Annotated in this window: 18 protein-coding genes and 1 pseudogene; 8 read left to right on the forward strand and 11 right to left on the reverse strand. The window is 50.1% G+C overall.

Annotated features, from left to right (window positions below):
- Positions 1-47: 47 nt before the first annotated feature.
- From ACFMKP_RS00835 to rplI, 9 genes and pseudogenes are all read right to left on the reverse strand, one after another.
- Complete coding sequence (locus tag ACFMKP_RS00835) at positions 48-599, reverse strand: hypothetical protein (protein ID WP_382288172.1); 552 nt, start codon at positions 597-599, stop codon at positions 48-50.
- Between the two features lie 12 nt (positions 600-611).
- Positions 612-1,166 carry a hypothetical protein gene (locus ACFMKP_RS00840; RefSeq protein ID WP_382288174.1) on the reverse strand — a complete coding sequence of 185 codons (555 nt, stop codon included), beginning with the start codon at positions 1,164-1,166 and terminating at the stop codon, positions 612-614.
- Positions 1,167-1,178: 12 nt separating this feature from the next.
- A complete protein-coding gene (locus ACFMKP_RS00845) occupies positions 1,179-1,631 on the reverse strand; it encodes a hypothetical protein (protein ID WP_382288176.1) in 453 nt (150 codons plus the stop codon).
- 136 nt (positions 1,632-1,767) lie between these two features.
- The gene (locus ACFMKP_RS00850) at positions 1,768-2,343 is read right to left on the reverse strand and encodes a hypothetical protein (protein ID WP_382288178.1); all 576 of its coding nucleotides are present in this window, start codon (positions 2,341-2,343) and stop codon (positions 1,768-1,770) included.
- A gap of 18 nt (positions 2,344-2,361) precedes the next feature.
- Positions 2,362-2,868, reverse strand: coding sequence for a hypothetical protein (locus ACFMKP_RS00855; protein ID WP_382288180.1), 507 nt, complete (start codon positions 2,866-2,868; stop codon positions 2,362-2,364).
- Positions 2,869-3,005: 137 nt separating this feature from the next.
- Complete coding sequence (locus ACFMKP_RS00860) at positions 3,006-3,167, reverse strand: hypothetical protein (RefSeq protein WP_382289437.1); 162 nt, start codon at positions 3,165-3,167, stop codon at positions 3,006-3,008.
- Positions 3,168-3,182: 15 nt separating this feature from the next.
- Positions 3,183-4,037 (reverse strand): annotated as a pseudogene (locus ACFMKP_RS00865) (WXG100 family type VII secretion target); the annotation flags it as partial.
- A 285-nt stretch (positions 4,038-4,322) separates the two neighbouring features.
- On the reverse strand, positions 4,323-6,104 hold the full coding sequence (gene dnaB, locus ACFMKP_RS00870; protein WP_382288182.1) for a replicative DNA helicase: 1,782 nt from the start codon (positions 6,102-6,104) through the stop codon (positions 4,323-4,325).
- Positions 6,105-6,233: 129 nt separating this feature from the next.
- Entirely contained in the window at positions 6,234-6,740 is a 507-nt protein-coding gene (gene rplI, locus ACFMKP_RS00875) for a 50S ribosomal protein L9 (protein ID WP_012191060.1), read from the reverse strand.
- Positions 6,741-7,126: 386 nt separating this feature from the next.
- Here rplI and ACFMKP_RS00880 point away from each other — a divergent pair, with 386 nt between their 5' ends.
- The 4 genes from ACFMKP_RS00880 (at position 7,127) to ACFMKP_RS00895 (ending at position 11,613) form a co-directional block, all read left to right on the forward strand.
- A complete protein-coding gene (locus tag ACFMKP_RS00880; protein WP_382288184.1) occupies positions 7,127-9,130 on the forward strand; it encodes a PAS domain S-box protein in 2,004 nt (667 codons plus the stop codon).
- 165 nt (positions 9,131-9,295) lie between these two features.
- Entirely contained in the window at positions 9,296-9,682 is a 387-nt protein-coding gene (locus ACFMKP_RS00885; RefSeq protein WP_382288186.1) for a hypothetical protein, read from the forward strand.
- A gap of 512 nt (positions 9,683-10,194) precedes the next feature.
- Complete coding sequence (locus ACFMKP_RS00890; protein WP_382288188.1) at positions 10,195-11,169, forward strand: phosphotransferase; 975 nt, start codon at positions 10,195-10,197, stop codon at positions 11,167-11,169.
- A 3-nt stretch (positions 11,170-11,172) separates the two neighbouring features.
- On the forward strand, positions 11,173-11,613 hold the full coding sequence (locus ACFMKP_RS00895) for a DUF1801 domain-containing protein (protein WP_382288190.1): 441 nt from the start codon (positions 11,173-11,175) through the stop codon (positions 11,611-11,613).
- 291 nt (positions 11,614-11,904) lie between these two features.
- Here the strand turns inward: ACFMKP_RS00895 and ACFMKP_RS00900 are convergent, their stop codons facing one another.
- Both ACFMKP_RS00900 and ACFMKP_RS00905 read right to left on the reverse strand, forming a co-directional pair.
- The gene (locus tag ACFMKP_RS00900; protein ID WP_382288192.1) at positions 11,905-12,285 is read right to left on the reverse strand and encodes a DUF2231 domain-containing protein; all 381 of its coding nucleotides are present in this window, start codon (positions 12,283-12,285) and stop codon (positions 11,905-11,907) included.
- 2 nt (positions 12,286-12,287) lie between these two features.
- Positions 12,288-15,356 (reverse strand): GAF domain-containing protein, encoded by a 3,069-nt coding sequence (locus tag ACFMKP_RS00905; RefSeq protein ID WP_382288194.1) that lies wholly within the window; start codon positions 15,354-15,356, stop codon positions 12,288-12,290.
- 300 nt (positions 15,357-15,656) lie between these two features.
- Between ACFMKP_RS00905 and mraZ the strand changes: the two genes are divergently transcribed.
- Genes mraZ through ACFMKP_RS00925 form a run of 4 tightly spaced genes read left to right on the forward strand, consistent with a single transcriptional unit; the run spans position 15,657 to position 19,368 of the window.
- Positions 15,657-16,088 (forward strand): division/cell wall cluster transcriptional repressor MraZ, encoded by a 432-nt coding sequence (mraZ, locus tag ACFMKP_RS00910; protein WP_204754854.1) that lies wholly within the window; start codon positions 15,657-15,659, stop codon positions 16,086-16,088.
- 11 nt (positions 16,089-16,099) lie between these two features.
- Entirely contained in the window at positions 16,100-17,110 is a 1,011-nt protein-coding gene (gene rsmH, locus ACFMKP_RS00915; RefSeq protein WP_382288197.1) for a 16S rRNA (cytosine(1402)-N(4))-methyltransferase RsmH, read from the forward strand.
- Positions 17,111-17,133: 23 nt separating this feature from the next.
- Positions 17,134-17,505 (forward strand): hypothetical protein, encoded by a 372-nt coding sequence (locus ACFMKP_RS00920; protein ID WP_110514643.1) that lies wholly within the window; start codon positions 17,134-17,136, stop codon positions 17,503-17,505.
- Positions 17,506-17,541: 36 nt separating this feature from the next.
- Complete coding sequence (locus ACFMKP_RS00925) at positions 17,542-19,368, forward strand: peptidoglycan D,D-transpeptidase FtsI family protein (protein WP_382288200.1); 1,827 nt, start codon at positions 17,542-17,544, stop codon at positions 19,366-19,368.

The following is a 19,368-nucleotide window of genomic DNA, read 5'->3' on the forward strand; positions in this document are numbered from 1 at the left end:
CTCGCCCGCGCCACGGGAGAGGGGTTGGGGTGAGGGAACCACTTCATTTATTCGACCAACTTGCCCAGTTGGCGCAGATGGTTTTTGACCGCCTCGGCAATTGCCGGATCGGCGTTGAGAAATGGGAATGGTGCTCGGCTTACCCCTAAACTAGCATTCCGCAAGGCATATTGGATTGGCTGGTTGGGTTGATACGAATCAGCCTGAATTGATAAAACGGGATATGCATATGAGGTTGGTGCAAATTCTAGAATCCGTTTGCCTACAATAATCCGTTGTTGATTAAACACGATCACAAAATAAGCATCGCTGAATAAGAGTTGTTGATCGGCATCGCTGAATATCGTTTTGTCAATATTAATCTGTTGATTATTCCAATCATAGGCAAGCAGATTCGTTTCGTCGAGCACAATTGATGCCTTATCTAAATCAATTGTTTGCAGCGCAATCGTTGGATCATTGGTTGCCGTTTCAAACTGTTTAATTGCAGCTTGATCGAAGATGTAGAGCGTAAACGGGCTAGCTGTGGGCGATGGTTGCTTAGTTTGGGTACAACCAACAAGCACCAGCAGCAGCCAACAATATCCTATCCAACGCATGGTCAACCTCCGTTACTCAATCAACTTGCCCATTTGGCGCAGATGGTTTTTGACCGCCTCGGCAATCGCCGGATCGGTGTTGAGAAATGGGAATGGTGGTTGGGACGTTTGAAGCAATGACCCATAGCGAAAACTATAGACGATGTGGTCTTGCTGAATACTCGAATACAAAGCTGTTTCGTCAGAAGAGATAAATCGAGCGGTATCTTCTGAATGTAATGACGTGAGGATAATGCGTTGCTGTTGAAATACCACGATTACCTTACTGCCTTCTTGCATAAAAAAGGGCATTTCTCGCAGCCGGTCATGCCACGGATTGGTAATCTTTAATGTTTGTTGTGGCCAATCATAGGCGATAATAGCGGATTCAGGAATGACATAGGCAGCACGTTCCAAATCAATCGTTGCTAAGAGTGTGGTTGGATCATAGGTTGACGTTTCAAACTGTTTAATTGCAGCTTGATCGAAGATGTAGAGCGTAAACAGGCTAGCTGTGGATGGTGGTTGATCGGTTTGGGTACAACCAACAAGCACCATTATGAGCCAACAATACCCTATCCAGCGCATGGTCAACCTCCGTTATTCGACCAACTTGCCCAGTTGGCGCAAATGGGTTTTGACCGCTTCGGCAACCGCTGGATCGGCTGCCAAAAACTGCGATTCTGTGTCGTACATCACCGATGAACGGGAATGAAATGAATAGACGAGTTTACCTTGAAGCTCAGGATTTTCCATCAGCATAAAATCTTGGGATAAGGCCATAGCCGGGTAGTCGAAACGGCGTGGACTTTCCGCTGCCACAACCTTGCCGCCAAACAAACGCTGCTCTTGGAAAACTACGATAAATGCGCCATCACCACCCCACATATAGCTAGGTGTATCGAGATCAGTTTGGCCCCAAGGATTAGTGAAGGTAATGGTTTGGGTTGACCAATGATAGCTGAGCAAGAGATCCTCGGTCACGGTGAAAGCAGCCTGCGCTAATGGCCACAGCCTGCAAAATTTGCCATGCGGTATCAGCAGTCGGGCCAAGCCCTGGTACAGCCTCTTGATCAAAAATGTATATCGCAAAATGGTTGGCCGTGGGTGGTGGTTGATCGGTTTGGGTACAACCAACAAGCACCATTATGAGCCAACAATACCCTATCCAGCGCATGGTCAACCTCCGTTATTCGACCAACTTGCCCAGTTGACGCAAATGGTTTTTGACCGCCTCGGCGATTGATGGATCGGTGGCTAAAAACTGTGATTGTGGGTCGTACATCACCGATGAGCGTGGATGGAATGAGTAGACGAGTTTACCTTGAAGCTCAGGATTTTCCATCAGAATAAAATCGGTAGGGAGTGCCATGGCGGGATAATCAAAACGGCGTGGGCTTTCAGCTGAAACAACTTTGCCGCCAAATAAGCGCTGCCCTTGAAAAACCACGATAAATGCGCCATCACCACCCCACATATAACTTGGAGCGTCGAGATCAGTTTGACCCCAAGGATTGGTAAAGGTAATCGTTTGGGTTGACCAATGATAGCTGAGCAATAACTCCTCGGTCACGGTGAAAGCAGCCTGCGCTAATGGTACAGCCTGCAAAATTTGCCATGCGGTATCAGCAGTCGGACCAAGCCCTGGCACAGCATCTTGATCAAAAATGTATATCGCAAACTGGTTGGCCGTGGGTGGTGGTTGATCGGTTTGGGTACAACTACCAATCAACACGAGCAGCCAGCAATATCCTATCCAGCGCATAACGCTGCTCCTTTCCCCCTACTCAACCAGTTTGCCCAGCTGACGCAAATGGTTTTTGACCGCCTCGGCGATTGTAGGATCGGTGGCTAAGAACTGGGATTGCGGTGGATACATTCCGCCTGAGTGTGGATGAAACGAATAGACGAGTTTGCCTTGGAGTTCGGGATTTTCCATCAGAATAAAATCTTGCGATAAGGCCATAGCTGGATAATCAAAACGGCGAGGGCTAATTGCTGAAACGACCTTGCCGCCAAATAAACGTTGTTCTTGAAAAACCACAATAAATGCGCCATCACCGCCCCACATATAGCTAGGTGTATCCATACTGGTTTGGCCCCAAGGGTTGGTAAAGGTGATCGTTTGAGTTGACCAATGATAGCTGAGCAAGAGATCCTCGGTCACGGTGAAAGCAGCCTGCGCTAATGGCACAGCCTGCAAAATTTGCCACGCGGTATCAGCCGTGGGGCCAAGCCCTGGCACAGCATCTTGATCGAAGATATAGACGAGAAATCCTGTAGGATTCATAGAAGGCACCTCACTGGCTAGCGGTGTTAAATTGTTAGTAGGGATTTGCTGTTTACTACAACTTATCATTGAGATAACAAAAATGATCATGATCATATTATTTAGTATATTTTTCATTCGTAAAACCTTTGTTATAATTATGGTTGACAATAATCGGCATTAATGCATTGTTGTAAATATGTATCAAGTGTACTACGTGCAATACCATCAATCTGACTTTTTTGATATTCTTTATAAGAATAATTACGACTATAAGCATTATGATCGGTGATTTTTGTAACAGCATGAGGATCAGTCATGATACCTTTCCATTGTTCAATGGTTAAGGGACGATCTGCTAGCGAAGGATCAATAACCATGGGAATAATTGTATTTTCTTGGCGTACATAGATAATTGGTGCAACATGCCAATCCTAATTAACTGTTCCATCAGTGGTTGATGAAGGATAGGTTGATCCATCTGGTAGGGTAATTTGTTTTTAAATAAACTTGGTTTCAGCCTCTAAGTTGCCATCAATAAACACTTTATCGACACTATTAATATCGATACCATAGCGTTCTGAAATTCGATAGGCCATAACATGCGCCCTCGCATAGCAACCATCATCGGGAAACTGGAAGGGAATATCTGACTCATTAGCCATATCATTAAAAATAACTGCCGCTTCGGCCTCGCTGACAGACCCATCAGGATAGGGATTAACCTTAGAGCCATAATTCGCGTGCCACTCAGCAAATAATTGTAGTGCCCTCTCGATAAACTGCTGGATAAATGGTAGTTTCAAGGGTGGTTCTGACAGAGTTGCTGGCTCGCCATTTTCTTGCCTAAACAGTAGCTTGTTGCCACCCAAGCCGATTGTTGCAAAATCGTCGCGAAATAGCGCGGCAGCTTCGGCTTCGGCAGTGGCCATGGTCTGCCGAATGGCCTTGGTGGTTTCAGTACTGCTCTGCAAAACCTGTAACAAACGCTGAAATGCGGGATTAACGACATGCTCAAACTCTTGAAAACATGCATTGGCGGCAGGGCCTTGCCATTTGCCAGCTTGTAACAAGGCCATTGTTTGACAGAGCGTTGCTTGAATAGTTTGGCTTTGATCGTGGAGGTTTTGAAAACGTTGGATGATCGTGTCTACCACTTCGTACTTGATCTGCACAAATGGAGCAGGCATCGCCTGAATCCTCGCAACGAGGAGGGCGCGTTGGGCTAGAATGTTGGAGACGATGGAAGCAGAACCCTCAATTCAACTCAGTGCAGCGGATTATAGCAAACTAGCGGTATGTTGGTATATAGCTCAATTGGTATTAAACAGCTTACCAATAGGCCTAGCTGCGATTAATATCCATAAAATGGGCTGGTCATCCATCGCAGCTAATACCAGCTTTTATTTTTTAAACAGCAATTAAGCCCTTCGCGCCAGCGCTGTGAGCAGGGGTGTGAGAGAATTTCTCGATACTTAGTAGCCTTCTGGTTGGCGATAGGTCTCTAAATTGGCGAATTTGGTTGTTGAGCGGAAAAAGCGCAAGGGTACAATCCCGGTTGGGCCGTTGCGGTGCTTGGCGAGGTGAATTTCGGCGATCCCTTTCTTATCAGTTTCGGGATCATACAACTCTTCGCGATAAATGAACATCACAATATCCGCATCTTGCTCGATGCTGTTATGCACAATAATGTTATTTGCGACGAAATTATGCAGCGTATCGACTGTCAAATCATACACAGGCTCGACCCCATCTGGTTCAATGCTAACGATTGTTTCCCATTCAATTGTTGTTTGGGGATTGTTGCTGCCAAGTTCTAGGGTAAGTTCCTGTGGAATGGCAATTTGGCTGGCATGATGGAGTTCATCAAGTCGCTTCCAGCCATCAATGGTTAAGAATTTATGGTTAGCCGTGGCGCGAATGCTACGGCCCAGTTTTGTGCGTAGTTTGAAAACGGGTTTTGTGCCTGTCGTAAAGGCATTCGTAACAGGCCGTGATTCGAGTTTCCATGTTGCTTGATTGAGTGCTAGAACATTAAACCCTTGTTGACCAACCAATTGATCGATGCGAACATAATGACCTTGATCTGGTAAATAGATTTGGGTATCGCCTGTTAGACAGCCCGATTCGCGCAAGTCGGAGAGCATGGGAACGTGAGTGGTACGGCTTTCGACGGCCCGCGAAAGCTGCGAGAGCGCGATAACTGGCACGTTGATTTCACGCGCCAAGGCTTTGAGACCACGGCTAATTTCACTAATTTCCTGCACACGGTTGCCATCGCGCTTGCCGCCGCCCTGCATCAACTGCAAATAATCGATGATAATCAGATCGATGCCTGCTTCTGCTTGCAAGCGCCGACATTTGGAGCGCACATCCATAATGCTGGCTCCAGGCGAATCATCAATATAAATTGACATGGTGGAGAGCTTGCCAAGCGCCTCGGTGAGCAACTGCAGATCGCTATCGCGAATTTGGCCGGTGCGCAGCTTTTGCATATCTACGCCAGTTTCGGTGGCCAAAATCCGCTGCATCAACTGATCGCGGCTCATTTCGAGGCTAAAAATCGCCACGCAGGCTTCCGATTCTTTGGCAGCATTGTAGGCAATATTCAAGGCCAAACTGGTTTTGCCGGTTGCAGGCCGCGCCGCCAAAATCAACAAGTCGGAGCGTTGCAAGCCACCAGTTAATTTATCAAAATCGTTAAAGCCAGTTTTGAGGCCAACAACCTCGCCGCCGCGCTCTTGCATCTGACTAATTTGGTCGAAGAAACTATCGACGACCGCGCCGATGTGAATAAAGCCATCAGTGGTGCGGCGCTGTGAAACCGCGAACAACTCCGATTCGGCCTGATCGAGTGCTGCTTCAAGCTCTTGAGTTTCGTCGTAACCGAGGGCTGCAATCTTACCGCCAGCGATGATCAAACGGCGCAAGAGGGCAGTACGTTCGACGATGCGAGCATAGTATTCAACGTGCACCGAGGTGGGAACACTATTCGAAAGCTCAAGCAAATAGGGCACGCCGCCGACAGCTTCTAATTCATCTTTGCGGCGCAATTCATCGGTAACATTAACCAAATCGGGGGGCACACGGCGATTGTAGCACGCCACTTGGGCATTAAAAATCAAGCCATGTTTTTCAAGATAAAAATAGTCGCTAGCCAGCCAAGGCGCAACCGGAATAATTGCATCACGATCAAGCAAAATCGAACCAAGCGTGGCACGTTCGGCATTAATATCGGCAGGTAACGACTTATCCATAGCGACCTCGATGTGGAAAATGTTGGGATAACGGGTGGATTCACAGTCGAAAAGCTGTGGATACCAGCGGCTAAAGCACTGATGCCGCGCTCATTGGCGCGGCATCAGCGGTTGGACAAAACGAATGAACTAGGCTTCGGTGCTCGCAACTTCGGCAGCTTCGGCTGCGGGCTGAACACTACCTTCACCATTTTCACCTTCGACCACGACATTGATGTGTGGCTCAAGCCCGGCGAGCAAACGAACGCCAATTGAATACACACCAGTGCGCTTGATTGGCTCGTCGAGTTGAATTTTGCGGCGATCAACTTCTTGACCGATGGCTGCTTGCAGTTTTTCAGCAATGTCTGAGCTGGTTACTGAACCATACAAGCGATCTTGTTCGCCAACTTTGGTAACGAACTTCAAGGTCACGCCATTGATGCTGTCGGCCAAACCGCGTAATTCTTCGCGTTGTTTAGCTTCAAGTTTGCGTTGTTTGGCCAAGCGTTCTTCAGCTTGCTTGATCAAACCAGGTGTTGCAAACACAGCCAGCTTCTTGGGCAATAAATAGTTGCGACCGTAGCCACCAGATACTTCTTTGATGTCGCCCGCAGTACCAAGGTGTTCGACATCTTGAATCAACAGAACCTTCACGGAATAGCTCCTTTAGTTTAGCGGTGCTGGTGCCCGCCACATCTGCGGGCTTGTATTTACAACCCTCATCATGTGAGGGAGCATACCATGAGAATAGCCCCAAATTTGGGGCTGCGCGTTATCTTACCATAGATCATAAATTCTCGTCAAAATCTTTTAGAAGGATGAATTATGAATTATGAGGGATGAATTACCCTTTGGAAAGGATGAATTATGAGGGATGAAATCCTGCATAATTCATAAATTAACTGCATCCTTGATAGTTTTCTTCATCCTTCATCCTTCATCCTTCATCCTTTCGACTATTCCCTAGCCCAAACGTCTATGGTAAAATTAACTGACTTCCACGTTTTCGCCCATCGCCAAAGGATTTTAGGAGTGCAGCTATGGCACACGATCCATCTTCACCTGTCGATTTAGCTGCTCGGGTTGCTCAGCTTGAACAAGAAAATCGTATTTTGCAGGCTATGCTCGATACGGTGCCTGATGCGATTGTATATAAAAACGCTGATCTAACGATTGAGTATGCCAATCGCGCCTTTCGCGAATGGTTTGGCCTGCCACTTGAGCAGTTTCGGGTTACTGAGGATCGTTCGAGTGATGATGTTTATGCCGCGGAATATCAAAGCCACGACCGCCAAGTGCTGCGCAGTGGCCTTGGCAGCGAGTTTGAAGAACGCTCGAATGCTCCCGATGGCTCGTTAATTACGACTCGCAGCATCAAGCAACCAGTTCGTGATGCCAATCAGGTGATCGGTTTGGTTGCCGTCTTGCGCGATGTAACCAGCGCTGCCCAAGCCTCACGCTCGCTCTCCGAAACCCAAGCTCGGCTTTCGCGAATTATTTCGAATGTGCCAGGCATGGTCTTTCAGTTTGTGCTGCATCCCGATGGCTCGAGCGAATTTCCCTACGTCAGCGAAGGTATTCGCCAAGCTTTTGGTATCGAGCCAGAACGCCTCACCTCGGAGCGCGATGCGCTCTACAATTGGGTTCACCCCGAAGATCAGCCAGAATTTATTCGCTCGTTTGTCGAATCGGGACAATTGCTCGAAGCATGGCAATGGGAAGGCCGCGTAGTCTACGATGGGGTCGTGCGTTGGGTGCGCGGGGCTTCGCGGCCAACTCGCACCGAGGCTGGCGATATTCTGTGGGATGGCGTGTTGATGGATATTACGGCGCAACGCGAAAACGAAGCTGCCCTGCGCCGCTTGCAAAATCGCTTGCAACAGTTTCTCGATGCAACACCGGTTGGCTTATATGTGATCGATCCTGAAGGCAAGCCCTATTATGCCAACGCCAAAGCCCAAGAGTTGCTTGGCCAAAATGTCATGCTGCCAGTCAGCGAACAAACTGAAACCTATCGCACCTATAAAGTTGGCAGCGAAACGATTTATCCCCGCGAGGAATTGCCAACCCAACGTGCGCTTAGGGGAGAAATGGTGCACCTTGATGATTTGGAATTTCGCTATACTGGCAAGCCTGCAATTTCGATTGAAGTCTTTGCGCGCCCGATCTACGACACCAACAACGAAATTGAATATGCGATTGCGACCTTTTTCGATATTACCGAGCGCCGTAAGATTGCCCAAGAGCTTTTAGATTGGCAACAACGCTTCGATTTGATCATGTCGACCGTCGAATTGGTGATGTACGATTACGATGTGATCAACAATCGCATCGAATGGAGCGATTCGGTTAGCAATATTTTGGGCTATCCCAAGGCCGAATTTAGCTTAAGCGTCGATGCATGGGCAGCTGGCATTCACCCAGAAGATGCTCCCGAAGCCTTGCGCTTGCTCGACGTTGCCCAAAATACCTGTAGCAGCTATGCGGTTGAATATCGCTTTTTGCACCAGGCTGGCCATTACATTTGGCTTTTGGATCGCGGCTTCTTTATTCCAAATAAAGAGGGTGTGGCGGTGCGCATGTTGGGTTTGATGCAAGATATGACCGAGCGTAAACAGGCCGAAGTGATGCGCGACCAAATGCAGGGTCAAATTATCGAAGCCCAAGCAGCTGCCTTGCGCGAACTTTCAACCCCGTTAATTCCAATCAACGAGCGCACGGTGATTATGCCGCTAATTGGCTCAATTGATTCGGCGCGCGCCAGCCAAATCGTCGAATCGCTGTTGCAAGGCGTGAGCCAAATGAACGCTGGAGTCGTTATTTTGGATCTAACGGGCGTGCCTGTGGTCGATACGCAAGTGGCCGGAGCCTTGCTACAAGCGGCGCGGGCGGTGCGCTTGCTCGGAGCCGAAGTCGTACTGACCGGAATTCGCCCAGAAATTGCCCAGACCTTGGTCAGCTTGGGCATCAACCTGAACGATGTTGTGACCTTAAGCAATTTGCAAAGTGGGATTGAACGGGCGTTGAATCGCCGTTTAGCCTAAGCGAGGTGGCTTATCAACGCCGAAACTGAAGCCTGGGCAACTGAATTAGGTGCAGCCATCGCCCACACCATCCATGCACATACCTTTCAAGCGCGTAACCCGCACAACCAAGTTCGCTTGTGGGATGGCCGTACGCCCTATGCCATGCACCCGATTTGGTGCGCTATGACAATTTTGGCCGAGCCTTTGCTGCCCGAAACGACGCGGCGGGTTGGCTCGATTGTGCTGCTTTGGCATGATTTACTTGAGGATACCAGCGCCGATTTGCTGGAAAACACACCGCAACAGGTGCGCCAATTGGTGCAAGAAATGACCTTCGATAGCTTTGATCATGAAATGCGCGAGCTTTGGCAACGCAGCGATTTGACCAAATTATTTAAACTCTACGATAAAACCTCGCAATTTTTTGATGCTGTCTGGCTGCGCGATGCCCGCTATGCCCAATTGCTCAAGCATACCCAGCAATTAATCACATTTGTGCAACAAAGCTATGGCGAATTAAATATCGTGAAATTAGCTCAGGCTTTGGCTGTACCACGCAGCAAAAGCTAATGTTTGATGAACTGTCGCCAACGCCATAATAAATGCAGCGTGAAGAGGGTTATAGGACTTCGCGATAAGTACAATTGGGCAAAATCTGCGCCAAAAATAAACCAAAACAGCCGATCATTACCAACAAGAATCAAAATCAAATAGCTTGCGCTATACAAACGATAGCGTTGTGATGTTGGCCTAATCAGGCTCAGTATAATCAAATTAACGAAAAATAAGCTATTGCCAAACACGATCATTATTGCATAGATAATATTAAATTTTTGATAGTCGAAACTCCAGAAAATACCTTCGTGATGCTTCACCCAAAGTGCGATATTGGCAATTGATCCATTAATAAGTGCTACTAGTATTATTTTTAACCACAAATGCCTGATTAATAATCGATTTTTGTGATATGTTGGTGGTGATTGATACATTGAACCTCACAATACTATATGTTTCCTCTTCAATTAAAGCATAAACCTTGTATTTGGAAGGTAACAAATGAGTAACAAGCAGAAAGTTTGGCTATGCAGCAGCCTTTGAGTGAATTGCTTGAATATTTGGCAACTGAATCGTTAATTGCGCCAACCCAATGGCGGGGCTGGCAATTAACGCCAATTGCTGGCGGAGCAAATAATCGGGTCTATCGCGCTCAATCGGGCGATAGCGATTATGCAATTAAATGGACAATTCGCGATGAGCGTCGCCGAGCGTGGCGCGAATATCAAGCGCTTCAGGCCTTAGCCAAAGCTGATCGGGTGCTGGCACCGCAGGCGGTTTGGCTCGACGAAGCCAGTTTTGCTCAGCCAGTCGTTGTGCAAACGTGGCTCGATTATCCTGCATTAACCAACGTGCCGCAGGCTGCTGCTCAATGGCAAGGCTTGGTTGAACATTATTGGGCGTTGCGCCAAATCAGCCAAGCTACAAGCAAGCTCGAATTGCCGCTTGCAACGTTGAATATGCACAGCGTCGCTGTTGGCAAGCACTTGATTGCCGAGCATTGCGCGAAATTGCCCGCCGCCCAACTGCCCGCTGAACTTGAAGCCTTATTGGTTTGGCTAGAAACGTGGGCTGCACCTGAGTTTTCAAGCGTGCCACTCAGCTTGTGTCGGGTCGATAGCAACTGGCGCAATTTCCTGCAAACACCAACTGGGTTTGTTTCAGTCGATTGGGAAAATGCTGGCTGGGGCGATCCTGCCTTTGAAATTGTCGATTTGATGACCCATCCAGCCTATGCAACGGTTACGCTGCAACAGTGGCAAGCCTTCGTAACGGCCTACTGTCGCTTTGGCGACGATCCGAGTGCTAGCCAAAGGATTGAAATCTATCGCACCTTGATGCTCATTTGGTGGGTGGTACGTTGGCAGCGCTATCTGTATGAAGTGCCACGTGGCCTTGATGCGCGGCTGGTCGAGCGCCCACCAGCGTGGCTGACCACCGCCCAAGCCAATTATCAACGCTATTTGGATTTAGCCCAACAGGCTATCAAGCAATGGAGGTAGCTGATGAAAAGTAATGCCACGACGGTTGAAGCATATCTAGCCGAACTCACGCCCGAACAGCGTAGCGTCATCGAGCCAGTGCGCCAAACGATTCTCCAGCATTTGCCAGCGGGCTTTGTAGAAACCCTTGCTTGGGGCATGCTAAGCTACGAAGTGCCACTCGCCCGTTTTCCCAAGACCTACAATCAGCAGCCTTTGAGCTATGCGGCTTTGGCGGCCCAGAAAAAGCACTATAGCTTGTATTTGATGTGCATTGCCTACGACGAGCCAGCGGTCGCTTGGCTCCAGGAGCAATTTAGCCAAGCAGGCAAAAAATTCGATATGGGCAAATCGTGTTTGCGCTTCCGTACCCTCGACGATCTGCCGCTCGCGGTGGTTGCCGAGGTTATTCAACGCTATTCGGTCGATGAATATATTGGCTACTATCAGGCGATGCGTGGGTAAGGATGAGAGATGAAAATAAAATCAAAAGGCAGAAGTCAAAAATCAAAAGTTAAAAAGAGCATAGAACAGAGAGCATAGAGCATAAGCATTGGGGATCGGGGTTTAGGGGCTGGGGATCGGGTACACGAAGGGTGATTTTTAACGCAGAGGATGGGTGGCTATTGGCTGCGGGCTATAGGCTATGGGAAAATAATCCGTGGAATCTGTGTCAATCTGTGGCTAAAATAATTCTTCCCGTTCTTCGTGTCCTTCGCGGTTTCGCACCTTCGTGCTCTTCGTGCGCTTCGTGGATCAGATTCGCTCGCTCAATTGGCCGCCCAGCCAGCCTGCCAGCACAATTAACCCAATGCCAACCAGATGCCGCCGTTTTTGGGCTGCGGCAGGCAGTGGCTTGCCCAACACCAAACGCCAATAAACTGCCACCAAACTCAGACTAACCACCGCATGACTATTGATCCAAGTTAATTGCTGGCGAATTTGCTCGAAGGCTAAGGCTACGGCTAAAATGCCAGTCATCACCGCCAGCAAGCTGCTCCACCAGCCGATTTTTAAACACCAACGGGCAGTAATTGCTAGCTCGTGATGCGGGCTGCGCTCGTTCCACAAGGTCAAAATTGAGCTAACCAGCAAGAGTGCAATTGGAAAATGGACTGCTTGAGGATGCAAACTCATGCTTAGTTCTCCATATTATTGGCCAATTTGGTGCGATTATTCAGCAAAAAGCCGATTGTTTCGCCCAAAACTTGCGATTCAAATGGTTTTGGTAGCACCGCATCGAACACATGGCGGCGCGTATCAAGATCAGGCGCATTCCAGACGGTCAGCAACATTGCCACTAACAACGGGTCACGAGTTTTAAGCAATTCGGTCAAATCCCAAGCATTGATGTCGGTCAGGCCGCTATCGGCAATCAAGGCATCAAAATCGCGGGCATAGGCTAAATCCAAGGCCAGCGTGCCGCTATCGGCGCAAACCACGGTATGGCCCAAGCTTTCGAGCAATCCCGCCAAAGCCGATTGCACCCGCGTATCGCTTTCGACCACCAGAATTGTGCCGCGTTGCAAGGCTTGCGCACCGCCTACTTGCATTGGGTCGTTCGATGTTTCAGGGCGCGGAATTGGAAAGACCAGCGAAATGGTGCTGCCAACGCCGACCTCGCTTTGCACCGCAACCCGTCCACCATGATGTTGCACCACGATTGCGTGGGTCATCGAAAGCCCAAGCCCCGTACCATGCTCGCCTTTGGTGCTGAAAAATGGCTCCCACATGCGTACTTGGGTTTCTTCATTCATGCCAATGCCTGTATCGCTGATTTCCATAATCACGTCGTCGTCAACTTGCTCGGTGCGAATCGTCAAAATGCCGCCTGTGGGCATGGCATCGGTGGCGTTCAGCACCACGTTGGTCAGCACTTCGCGCAAGGCAAACGGCGACCCATAGATTAACGGAATTTGGCCTTTTTCGATTCGGGTTTGAATCATGGTGCTGGCTGGGCGGCTGCGCCAACGTGGCCGAATCAGCTTAATCACATCATTGATAATCGTGTTCAAATCGACCATTTCGTGATCTTCTGGCTGCTGAGCGCGGGTAAATTGCTGAATTCGCTCAACCATATGCCGACCATCACGGGCGGCTTGCTCAATCACAACCAAGCCTTCGCGTTGCTCTTCTGGCGCTTCGATCAACAATAATTGGGTATGGCCCAAAATCCCTGCAATCAAATTGTTGAAATCGTGGGCGATGCCGCTCGACAATTCACCCAAAGCCCGCAAACGCTCGGTCTGCAGCAGCACATCTTGGGCCTCTTGTTTGGCGCGGTAGGCTTGCTCCAGCTCTTGATACAACTGGGCGTTGGAGATTGCCAAGGCCATGTGGCGCGCCAGAATTTGCAACAAATGTTGGTGCGCTGGCGGAAACGCAGCAGGATCGAAGCTGGAAAGCACCAGCACGCCAAGCCAGCGATCATCGCGGCGCAATGGCACGAGCAGAGCCACCGCCAAGCCAATTTGGCGTAGTTCAGCAGCGCGGCTAATTGGCGAACTATTCATAATCATGCGATAGGGCGGTGCATCGATTGGCCCAAAATCTTGCCAAATTTCTGGCGAAAGCACCAAGGTTTTATCAAGCAGGTCAACTTCGGCGCGGCCTGTTTTCATGAGCACGCTAAAGAAACGAGTTTGCTCGGTTGCCAAGGCCACACAGGCCCAATCGTAGGGCACAACCCGCTCGATTTGCTGGGCGATGCGATGGCAGACGACTTCGAGGTTGAGCGTGGCGTTGAGCGTGGCGGTGATATTTGAAACGGCGCTGAGTTGTTCGGTCTGCTGTTGCAACGTGGTAATTAGGTCGCGTTGTTCGAGCGCAATTGCCGCTTGCGAACAAATTGCTTCGGCAAAGTTGATATTGCTGCGGCCAAAATGGCGCTCAGGCCGTTGATCAAATAGCGCCATCAAGCCCAACGTGCCGTTGCGCCCGACCAATGGCACTAAGAGCGCTGCGACCAGACCAGTTTCGAGCCAAAAAGCGCTGGTGGTGGTGGCTGCATCGCGATCATTATGATGATAGGTGCTCGCCGTGGTTTGGGCCATGTGCTGCACATCGGGGAAGTAGGTCAGCAGTGCATGCGAAATAACCTCAATCGAACAATTTTTGGGCATTTGCCAAGCAAGCGGCTTGAGGGTTTGGCTGTGGGCATCATAATGAAACATAATGCCAACATTGGTTTGTAATGCTTCGCAGACCGTTTGCACCAATTGATCAAGCAAATCTTCTTGTTGCGCTTGATTGAAAATCCGATTGACATGGCTCAACATGGCGAGCCGCTGTTTTTCGGCGCGCTGAATATCAATTAACAAGCCGCCGATCATGCTGATCAGGTAATACACGCCGAGTTCAAAGACGATGCTGGCAAAGGCGACCCGGTCGTTGCCCATTGTGCCAACCCGGCGCATGCGGCTGGTTTCATCGAGGAAAAATGAGAGTGCGATTAACATACTGCCCGTGGCCGAGAGCAACGCGCCATCGAAGCCATGGCGGGCGGTGAAGGCCACAATTGGCAAGAGGAACAAAACATTTAAAAATTGCACCGGAATATAGGCAACCCGATCGATGCCCCAGCCGATGAGGCCAACAATTGTCAGCATAAAGATTAATTGTAAGACATCGCTGCGGGTAATGGTTGTGCGATGAATGCTACGTTGCAAAGCGGCAGGCGTGCCAAAAAGACCGCGCGTCGAAAGCCACGGCGTGCCTAAGCGCAACATTGGCAGCGTGATGATCAACGAACCCAAACTATTGGTCAGCCAAATTAAGGCAGTTGTGACCAATACTGCATGTTCTTCGATCCAACCAACTTGCCAACCAACGGCGCTCATACAAAAGGCGCTAATCGCGGTGTTGAACAGCACCCCGCTGGCCAAAAAGCCATTCAGGGCCGATTCGCGCGACATATCGTAAGGATACCGATACAGGCGAAAAATGAGGGCTGGTAAGCCGCCTTGAGCCACCCACCCACCCACCAATAGGGCTAGCCACCCAACCTGATTAATGCCAGCAAACCATGCGATGAGCGCCATGCTGATGGCACTGCCAACAGCCCATGGAAGCCGCCACCACATAATGCCTGCTTGCACAACCCCTAAGGCCAAAATCCAAGGCATCGGAAGCTGGGCCAGCCAACCCAATCCAAACAAGAGCGCGGTTATGGTCGCACTGCAAAAACTCAGCAAGAGCGGCCTGGTCATGGTGAGCCTCGTCTCAGGAAGATGCTCCCTCATTCTATAGCGATGAGCATGCTAGCGTCAAGCGCAAAATCGGGCTTTGGCTTGCTACTTCACCTCTATTTTAGCGCAGATTAAGCCATGCTTCGTCAAGCCTTTTGGCTTGGTTTTTGTTAGCGTTTTGTCATGTTGCGCCATGGCCTGCGGTTGAAAAAACATAATCCATGGCCTATAATGGCGATGGAAGTGGGGCAAAGTGGGGAAATGTGGGGCAATTGCCAGGCGAACATCTGAGCGTAAAAGCCTTGACAGTGGGAGCAAGCCATGTTTTTGGGCGAATATGAACATACGGTCGACGATAAAGGGCGCTTGGCGATTCCAGCCAAATTTCGGGCTGGCCTAGCCGATGGTCTGGTGTTGACCCGTGGTTTCGACCAAAACTTGCTGCTTTATCCAATGCCAGTCTGGCGCGAATTGGCTGCTCGGATCAATGCTCTGCCGATTAGCCAACCTTCGGCGCGTAATTTACGCCGTTTGATGTTTGCTGGCGCAAGCGATTTGGGCCTCGATAAACAGGGCCGCATCGTGTTGCCACCCAACCTACGCCAGTATGCCACAATTACGAGCCAAGCGCTCATTACCGGTATGGATAGTTTTATTGAAATTTGGTCGGCTGAGCGCTGGCAAACGGTGCTCGATAGTTTTGCCGACGAAGCGCCGCTCTTGGCCGAGCACGTCGCGGCCTTTGGGATCTAGTATGGTGAGTAATGCATATTCCAGTTTTGTATGATGCCACGCTGGCAGCGCTTAATTTACGCCCTGCTGGGCGCTATATCGATGGCACCCTCGGTTGGGGCGGCCATAGCAGTGGCATCCTTGCTGGTAGCGGCCCATCTGGCCAATTACTCGCAATCGATCAAGACCCAATGGCTTTGGCTGCCGCTCGCGAACGCCTCGCCAGTTATGGCGAGCGTGTGACCTTGATGCATGGCAATTATCGCCAGATGGCGAGCCTTGCAGCCCAACACGGCTGGCAGCAAGTCGATGGCATTCTGCTCGATATTGGGGTTTCATCGCCGCAACTCGATTTGCCTGAACGTGGTTTTTCGTTTCAGTACGATGCGCCGCTGGATATGCGTATGAATCCAACTCAGGGCGAAAGTGCCGCCGATTTGATTGCGCGGCTGAATGAAACTGATTTGGCGAATGTGATTTATGAATATGGCGAGGAACGGCTTTCACGCCGGATTGCCCGCCGAATCGTTGAGCAACGGGCCAAAAGCCCAATTACCAGCACCGCGCAATTGGCAAGTTTGGTGCGTAGCGCCGTGGGTGGCCAAGCAGGTAAGACCCATCCAGCAACGCGAACCTTTCAAGCCTTGCGGATTGCGGTCAACGATGAATTGGGGGCGTTGCGCGAAGGCTTAGCCGCCGCAACCAAACTCTTAGCTCCAGGTGGGCGTTTAGCGGTCATCACCTTCCATTCCCTAGAAGATCGGATCGTCAAGGAATGGATGCGCGATCAAGCAAGCGAATGTTTGATTCCTGCCAAACTTGAAATTTTGGCCTGCCCGCATAGTTGTGCCGCGAAAAGCGGTCCACGGGCATGCATTTATCCAGTTGGGCGCGATTGCGATTATGTGCCAACGCTTGACGTGTTGAGCCGTAAGCCAATCGAGGCCACACCAGAAGAACTCAAGGCCAACCCACGCGCCCGCTCAGCCAAATTGCGGGTTGCCCAACGACGCTTAACGACGGCGATTGCGCCCGAAGCATAGATACACCTGTCGGAGGATTCTTGATGGCGGTTCAATCTCAACCAATTGGTGGCCTGAGTGCCATCCGTAATCGCAGCACCAGCCAACCAACCAGCCAACGCCGCGCCAGCGTGTTAATTGCGCTCGCGGTTGTGGTGGCCTTGATGTGTATGCTGTATTTGGCCCAAACTGGCCGAATTGCCGCGCTTGGCTTTCGGCTCGAGCAACTTGAAGTGCAGCAAACTAAATTGGTGCGCGCCAATAACCAGTTGCTGTATGAGATTGAACAATCGCAATCGCTTGAGGTGATTCGCCAACGAGCAACCGCCTTGGGCTTTGCCCCCATTGTATCCAGCCAAGCAGAATATTTGATTATTGAACTACCACACCATCGTTGGACGGTTCAGGCTCGTTAGCGCCCGTTCCCGCTCTTGCACTTTGGAGGAACTTGCATGGCCGCGCGTACCGCTCCAACTCCCCAGCATCAACCCTTGCTCTCACGCTGGCGCATCAACGCCATTTTGTTGATCTGTGTGGTATTTGCCTTGGCAAATGCCCATAAATTATTTGAAGTTCAAGTCCAACGCCATGATCAGCTTTCGGGCTTAGCGCAAAGTGAATTTCGCCAAAATCGTACAATTCAGCCAGCCCGCGGCATTATTCGCGATAGCACTGGCGGGGTTTTGGCGATGAATGTTGATCGCGATGTGCTGGGCGTGGCTCCACCGTTGATTGATGATGATGTAGCTGACCCAAGTGAATCTGATCGCTTGGCCTTGTTGCTTTCGCCCTTGATCGGCAAAGCTCCCAGCGAAATCAAACAATTGTTGCAAACCAAAGATCGCGAGTATGTGGTGCTGGCACGCCGCTTAACGCCTGAAGTGAGCGAGCAAATTCGCGCGCTCAAAAATACGGCGCTTTCGCTCACGCCGGAGCCGGTGCGGGTTTATCCCAAAGGCATGTTTGCTGCCAATATCGTTGGTGTAGCCAATTACGAAAATGTGGGCATTAGCGGGGTTGAGGGCTATAACAATTCGCTGTTGGCTGGGGTTGCTGGCTCGCTCGAAGCCGAAATCGACTCAGCTGCCAACTCGATTTGGATCGATCCGCCAACCGTGCAAGAGCCACGCGATGGCGCAGATATTACCCTGACAATCGACCCAACCGCCCAGCATATTGCCGAAGAAGAATTGCAAAATGCGTTGATCAACCATGGCGCAAGTGGTGGCTCAATCACAGTGATGGATTCCAAAACTGGCGCGATTCTGGCCATGGCAACGTCCAACAAATTTGATCCCAATCGCTATACCGAATATCAGCCAGAAATCTACAACAAAAATGGTGCAATTACCGACCAGTATGAGCCAGGCTCAACCTTCAAGCCGATTAACTTGGCAATTGGCTTGCAAGCTAAGGCCTTTACGGTCAATAGCGTGGTTGATGACCCAGGCTTTATTGCCCGCGCCCCTGGTTGCTGCGCCAACTTCGATTCCAACGGCCACTCGCCGATGACTCCCGAAAATGTCATTTTGTATTCATCGAATGTTGGCGCGTTGCAATACGCCGAAATGGCGGGCGAAGAAGGTTTCTATCAAGGCTTGCGCGATTTTGGCTATGGCCAGCCAACCGGAATTGAGTTGGGTGGCGAAGAGGCTGGGATTGTGCAATGGCCTGATACCACCGTCGATTGGCGGCCAATTGTGCTTTCGACCAATGGCTACGGCCAAGGCATCGCAGTCACGCCGCTGCAACACTTGCGGGCGATGTCGGCGATTGCCAATGGTGGCAATTTGATGAAGCCCTACATCATTCAAGAATGGTGTGAGCGCGGCGAGTGCCACAAGGTGGAGCCAAAGGTATTGCGTACCGTAATTGATAATGATGTGGCTATGGATGTGGCCAAGATGATGGTACGCGCTGCCAACAACAATTACGCTTTTCAAGAAGATATGTGGTGGAAGCAATGTAGCGCCTATTATGACCGCCAAGGTAATGGCGGCGTGCCCTTGGTGCCTGGCTACAACATTGCAGCCAAAACTGGCACTAGCTCAATTCCCGATGGTCGTGGTGGCTACGAAAACGCTACGATTGGCTCGGTGATGGGCTTTGGCCCAATTGAAGATTCGCGCTTTACGGTCTTGGTCAAGCTTGATCGCACCCAAGAAATTTGGGGCACCAAGGCGATTCCGGTGTATGCCGCTGTGTTCAAGCGCTTGCTGACCCATTATCAAGTTCCGCCCAACCCAGAGTTGGTGCATGAATGTCAAATTGAACAATAA

The sequence above is a fragment of the Herpetosiphon sp. NSE202 genome (assembly GCF_042688385.1).
Lineage (GTDB): Bacteria > Chloroflexota > Chloroflexia > Chloroflexales > Herpetosiphonaceae > Herpetosiphon.

What these genes read in the sequence shown, in the direction of transcription:
- ACFMKP_RS00835 (WP_382288172.1), bottom strand. Translation starts at nt 599, where the DNA reads ATGCGTTGGATAGGATATTGTTGGCTGCTGCTGGTGCTTGTTGGTTGT.
- ACFMKP_RS00840 (WP_382288174.1), bottom strand. Translation starts at nt 1,166, where the DNA reads ATGCGCTGGATAGGGTATTGTTGGCTCATAATGGTGCTTGTTGGTTGT.
- ACFMKP_RS00850 (WP_382288178.1), bottom strand. Translation starts at nt 2,343, where the DNA reads ATGCGCTGGATAGGATATTGCTGGCTGCTCGTGTTGATTGGTAGTTGT.
- ACFMKP_RS00855 (WP_382288180.1), bottom strand. Translation starts at nt 2,868, where the DNA reads ATGAATCCTACAGGATTTCTCGTCTATATCTTCGATCAAGATGCTGTG.
- ACFMKP_RS00860 (WP_382289437.1), bottom strand. Translation starts at nt 3,167, where the DNA reads ATGACTGATCCTCATGCTGTTACAAAAATCACCGATCATAATGCTTAT.
- dnaB (WP_382288182.1), bottom strand. Translation starts at nt 6,104, where the DNA reads ATGGATAAGTCGTTACCTGCCGATATTAATGCCGAACGTGCCACGCTT.
- ACFMKP_RS00880 (WP_382288184.1), top strand. Translation starts at nt 7,127, where the DNA reads ATGGCACACGATCCATCTTCACCTGTCGATTTAGCTGCTCGGGTTGCT.
- ACFMKP_RS00885 (WP_382288186.1), top strand. Translation starts at nt 9,296, where the DNA reads ATGACAATTTTGGCCGAGCCTTTGCTGCCCGAAACGACGCGGCGGGTT.
- ACFMKP_RS00890 (WP_382288188.1), top strand. Translation starts at nt 10,195, where the DNA reads ATGCAGCAGCCTTTGAGTGAATTGCTTGAATATTTGGCAACTGAATCG.
- ACFMKP_RS00895 (WP_382288190.1), top strand. Translation starts at nt 11,173, where the DNA reads ATGAAAAGTAATGCCACGACGGTTGAAGCATATCTAGCCGAACTCACG.
- ACFMKP_RS00900 (WP_382288192.1), bottom strand. Translation starts at nt 12,285, where the DNA reads ATGAGTTTGCATCCTCAAGCAGTCCATTTTCCAATTGCACTCTTGCTG.
- ACFMKP_RS00905 (WP_382288194.1), bottom strand. Translation starts at nt 15,356, where the DNA reads ATGACCAGGCCGCTCTTGCTGAGTTTTTGCAGTGCGACCATAACCGCG.
- mraZ (WP_204754854.1), top strand. Translation starts at nt 15,657, where the DNA reads ATGTTTTTGGGCGAATATGAACATACGGTCGACGATAAAGGGCGCTTG.
- rsmH (WP_382288197.1), top strand. Translation starts at nt 16,100, where the DNA reads ATGCATATTCCAGTTTTGTATGATGCCACGCTGGCAGCGCTTAATTTA.
- ACFMKP_RS00920 (WP_110514643.1), top strand. Translation starts at nt 17,134, where the DNA reads ATGGCGGTTCAATCTCAACCAATTGGTGGCCTGAGTGCCATCCGTAAT.
- ACFMKP_RS00925 (WP_382288200.1), top strand. Translation starts at nt 17,542, where the DNA reads ATGGCCGCGCGTACCGCTCCAACTCCCCAGCATCAACCCTTGCTCTCA.